This window comes from Planktotalea sp. (assembly GCF_039984035.1).
GTDB lineage: Bacteria > Pseudomonadota > Alphaproteobacteria > Rhodobacterales > Rhodobacteraceae > Planktotalea.
The window spans coordinates 1-4,058 of the sequence record NZ_JBDWVM010000172.1 but is presented as its reverse complement, the minus strand read 5'-3'; the positions used below and the strand labels follow the sequence as shown (position 1 = coordinate 4,058).

The following is a 4,058-nucleotide window of genomic DNA, read 5'->3' as shown; positions in this document are numbered from 1 at the left end:
ATGGTACCATCGCAAAGCGAGGCATTCGGAAGGACCGTCACACCCTGCTAACTGCCGTCGCCTCATATCCATTGTTGACTGAGCAAGTCGCGGACGGTTCTGCTGATCGAGCGGAATACGAACGCTGGATTGAACTGAATATCAGTTGGATGAAAGAGATGTTTGGCGACCGACTTGTATCGGTGGTTGAGCATGTAGATGAGAAATATCCGCACATTCACGCCTTCATTTTGCCTCTGGGCGATGCCAGCTGTTCTGCGCGTCACCTGAACCCGGCTTGGCAGGTCAAGGAAGAAGCTGAGGCGTTGGCCAGAGAAAGTGGCAAACCTTCCAAGGAAGCCGTCAAATTCGGTAATCGTGCTTATCGCGCGCGAGGTCGTGAACTGCAGGATGAGTATTTCACCGAGGTTGGTTTGCCTGCTGGCTTGACCCGTTTAGGGCCGAAGCGTGAGAGGTTGTCGCGGGAACAGTGGAAGCAACGAAAAGAGCAGGCCAGACGCGATGGGGATCTGCACCGCCAAATGTCTGAACGTGTTGAGAGCCTAGCTGATGCGGAAGCGCAGTTTGATGAGGATGCCGATCAAAAAGCAGCCGAGGTCGCGGATAAATTAGCACGTGTTGAGGCGCTTTACGATGAGGCCTTGTCGGCGAAAGACGATGCGGAGGCGGAGGCCGAAATGATCCTTCGTCAGGCTGAGACGAAGAAGGCCGAAATTGAACAACTCGCTCAGTCAGAACTGGCCCATCAAATGGAACTATTGGAAAAAGAGACTTCAGACCTTCAATCTGAGCGCTTTGCATTTGAACATGAAAAACAGACGGTCCTGCGAGAGACTGTGTTGCGCGCCGCGTCTGTGACAGCGCGGGTTCTGATCGGCGTCCTTACAGGCAATGTTCGGTTCGATGACGAAAGGTCAGAACTACAGTTTGATGATCCCAGGCTCGCCCAAGATGTGGAGTGGTTGGAAATTGCACAGGTTATCGAAAAGGTCGTGGTATTGGTCAGCAAGGTATGGGGCAAGCTGACCGGGATGCTGTCCACCTCACAGGCTGAGCAAGAACGCGAACAAATCTCCGAGGTGCTTAAGCCTATTTCACGACCACAATCGGGGGGAATGCAGCCATGACAAATGATCTCGACAATCGGATTGCAAGCCTTGAAGCAAAGCGGCGGACGAACGGCTTGGCAACGGCGCGTGACGCAGAGCAAGTCGTTGAAGAACTGCACGAGGCTGTCCGTCAGGCGTCCTTTTCCGTTGGCGGCCTGAATGCGCGGACAGATTTGATTGATGAACGCGCCTCCGCTTTGGAACAACGCATTCGGCAAATCTGGGTGCTCGTCGGTGCTGGCGTTGTTGTCTCGGTTGTTACAGCAGTACTTATCGTCGCTTTTGCGTTCTGGTCTGCGGCAAGGCTCAAAGCTGCTGCCGAGAATGAAGCGTCGTTTCTTCTTGAGGCAACGACTGCGGAGGTTGCAGCATCACGTCGGGATGGTGAGATGGCGTTAGCTGAACTGCAGAACGATCTTTTGCATCAACGTGACCAGGCGGCTGGACAGCTTGTCCAAATCGAGGACGACCTTGCTGCAATGGCTCAGGCAAGAGATGCTGTGCGGCAAGAGCTTGAGAATTTCATCACATTACGGGACAGTGTTGGTATCCAGTTGTTGGACTTTCGGGGCCATACGTTGGTTGTTATCCCTGAAGGTTTGCGGATCAGACGTTGGGAAGCGGACGACCTGTCCGAGATTGCACATTTGAATGGGCGGATGTACCGGCTCTCGGATTGAGGTTAGGTGGTGCTGCCAGCCTATTACGCCATAGCGTAATAAATTGAAAAATACGTTGCGGCGTAAATTCTAATAATATACGCTCTAGCGTAAAGGAGCGCACAATGGAATCTCTCGCCCGCACACCAGAACACATTGGGACTGCCCTACGACGTGCCCGCAAAGCTAAGGGATGGACGCAGAAGGATGTCAGCGCGCGGTCAGGCTTGCGCGTTGCAACAATTTCTTCGGTCGAAAACGGTGATGCTGGCACGCAAATCAAAACCATCCTCGCGATCATGATGGCACTGGGTCTTGAGTTTTGGATCGGCGATCGCGGCGCAAATCAGCCTGACATTGAGGACATATTCTGATGGCGCGCAAGCTGACAGTATTGCTGAACGGGCGACTTGTTGGCGAGATCGATATGGCACGCAGTGGGGCGATCACGTTCAGCTATGCGCAAGACTGGCTGGCATGGGAGCACGCGTTGCCTGTGTCGCTCTCTCTGCCGCTGCAAGAGCAAGCGCATCAGGGCGCACCCGTAATAGCCTATTTGGAGAACCTGCTTCCCGACAATCCGGCGATCCGGGAACGTGTTGCCGCCAAAGTAGGTGCCGGCGGTACAGATGCATACAATATGCTCGAAAAGATCGGCCGTGATTGTGTTGGCGCGTTGCAGTTTGTAGCGGGAGACATCCCACCCAAACCAACAGATTTGGAAGGTGAACCCGTGTCAGATGGGCAGATTGCCGACATCCTTCGGAACCTTGCCACGGCTCCACTTGGAATCGAAGAGGATGATTTTCGGATTTCGTTGGCTGGCGCGCAGGAAAAGACGGCACTGCTGCGCAAAGACGGTGCTTGGATCAGACCTCTCGGCATGACGCCGACGACGCATATTCTGAAAACTCAGCTAGGCGTTTTGCCAAGCGGCATCAACTTGTCGGACAGCGTCGAGAACGAATTCCTGTGCATGACGTTCTGCCGCGCGATGGGCATGGACGTGGCCGAAGTTGAAATCGTCGATTTTGAGAATGTTCGGGCATTGTCGGTCACCCGTTTTGATCGACGCTGGACACGAGATGGGCGGCTAATCCGCCTTCCACAGGAGGACTTTTGTCAGGCGCTTAGTGTGCCGCCCAGCCAGAAATATCAGATGGATGGTGGCCCAAGTGTTGCGGACGGTATGCGATTGCTGGCTGGCAGTGACCGGCCCAACGAGGATCGGCTAGCGTTCTTCAAGGCGCAGATTCTGTTTTGGTTGCTTGGAGCGACCGATGGTCATGCGAAAAACTTTAGCATTGCACTGCGCCCCGGTGGCGGGTTTGGCATGACACCGCTCTACGATGTGCTGACGGCCCAGAAAGCCGTCGATGATGGTCAAATTCGGCACAACCGCATGCGATTAGCGATGAGCGTTGGCGATCAAAACCACTATCGGATCAATGAAGTTGTGCGGAGGCATTTTCTAGAGACAGCAAAGGTGGTCGGTCTGGGACAGGAGTTGGCGAATAGCATGATCGACGACATTCTTTACCAGCTTGACGGCGCAATTGAGCAAACCCAAGTAAAGCTATTGCCGGGCTTTCCGGATACCCTACTGGGTTGTCTGCTGGATGGGCTTCACGCTCGAGCACAAAACCTGTCTTAAGTGTAACTCGCAGTTCAAAGCTGTTCAGGAACCTGTTTGCCCAGTTCGAGAATGAAGTCCGTGCTGTTGGCTTCAAGGGTTTTCAAAACAACCAGCAACTCAATGACATCGAGACGGCGCTCGCCAACTTCGTATTTCCCAACAAATGACGCAGGCTTCCCAATACGCTGCGCCAACTGCGCTTGGGACAGGCCCGATTTGTCACGCGCATTAACCAACTGCGCAAGCAGATGTTTGTAAGCAGCAGTATGTACGGTTCCAGCCAATGAATGTTCCACCAATCAATTTGATGAAACGGCTACCCCCATAACGGGTTTACCCCCAAAATGGGGGTGATATACTTATTCAAGTCATATCCAGTAGAAGGACCGCCCCAATGCAGACGATCACATTTTTCGCTACCAAAGGCGGCACGGGACGCACGGTTTCCACCATGGCGCTGGCGTCAGGCTTTCTGGCGATGGGTAAACGTGTGCTTGTGCTCGACTGCACGGATGAGGCCAAGGCCGACCCCAGACGGGACACGCCAACGACATTGCAACGCTGGCGCAAGGCTATGTCGTCAAGCGGTGTGCTTGAAGATCGCCTGCAATTGCTAAGCTGCACAACCCGCGAAGATATCGAGGACATGCTGGC

Annotated in this window: 5 protein-coding genes and 1 pseudogene; 5 read left to right on the top strand and 1 reads right to left on the bottom strand. The window is 53.9% G+C overall.

What is annotated here, in order from left to right:
- From ABJQ89_RS07775 to ABJQ89_RS07760, 4 genes and pseudogenes are all read left to right on the top strand, one after another.
- Positions 1–1,127, top strand: a pseudogene (locus ABJQ89_RS07775) (hypothetical protein); the annotation flags it as partial.
- Complete coding sequence (locus ABJQ89_RS07770) at positions 1,124–1,789, top strand: hypothetical protein (RefSeq protein ID WP_348404453.1); 666 nt, start codon at positions 1,124–1,126, stop codon at positions 1,787–1,789. The pseudogene ABJQ89_RS07775 and the gene ABJQ89_RS07770, both read left to right, overlap by 4 nt.
- Before the next feature lie 104 nt (positions 1,790–1,893).
- Positions 1,894–2,142 (top strand): helix-turn-helix transcriptional regulator, encoded by a 249-nt coding sequence (locus ABJQ89_RS07765; RefSeq protein WP_348404452.1) that lies wholly within the window; start codon positions 1,894–1,896, stop codon positions 2,140–2,142.
- Positions 2,142–3,422: a type II toxin-antitoxin system HipA family toxin gene (locus ABJQ89_RS07760; protein WP_348404451.1), complete on the top strand. Its 1,281-nt coding sequence runs from the start codon at positions 2,142–2,144 to the stop codon at positions 3,420–3,422. The genes ABJQ89_RS07765 and ABJQ89_RS07760 overlap by 1 nt, the downstream gene beginning before the upstream one ends.
- Positions 3,423–3,436: 14 nt before the next feature.
- Here the strand turns inward: ABJQ89_RS07760 and ABJQ89_RS07755 are convergent, their stop codons facing one another.
- Positions 3,437–3,688, bottom strand: a complete 252-nt coding sequence (locus ABJQ89_RS07755; protein WP_348404450.1) for a helix-turn-helix transcriptional regulator — start codon at positions 3,686–3,688, stop codon at positions 3,437–3,439.
- Positions 3,689–3,798: 110 nt separating this feature from the next.
- Here ABJQ89_RS07755 and ABJQ89_RS07750 point away from each other — a divergent pair.
- Positions 3,799–4,058: AAA family ATPase (locus tag ABJQ89_RS07750; protein WP_348495680.1), on the top strand; the 260-nt coding region annotated here is incomplete at its 3' end.

Bases quoted from the DNA above. Each gene is read 5' to 3' on its own strand.
- ABJQ89_RS07770 (WP_348404453.1), top strand. From the start codon at position 1,124: ATGACAAATGATCTCGACAATCGGATTGCAAGCCTTGAAGCAAAGCGG.
- ABJQ89_RS07765 (WP_348404452.1), top strand. From the start codon at position 1,894: ATGGAATCTCTCGCCCGCACACCAGAACACATTGGGACTGCCCTACGA.
- ABJQ89_RS07760 (WP_348404451.1), top strand. From the start codon at position 2,142: ATGGCGCGCAAGCTGACAGTATTGCTGAACGGGCGACTTGTTGGCGAG.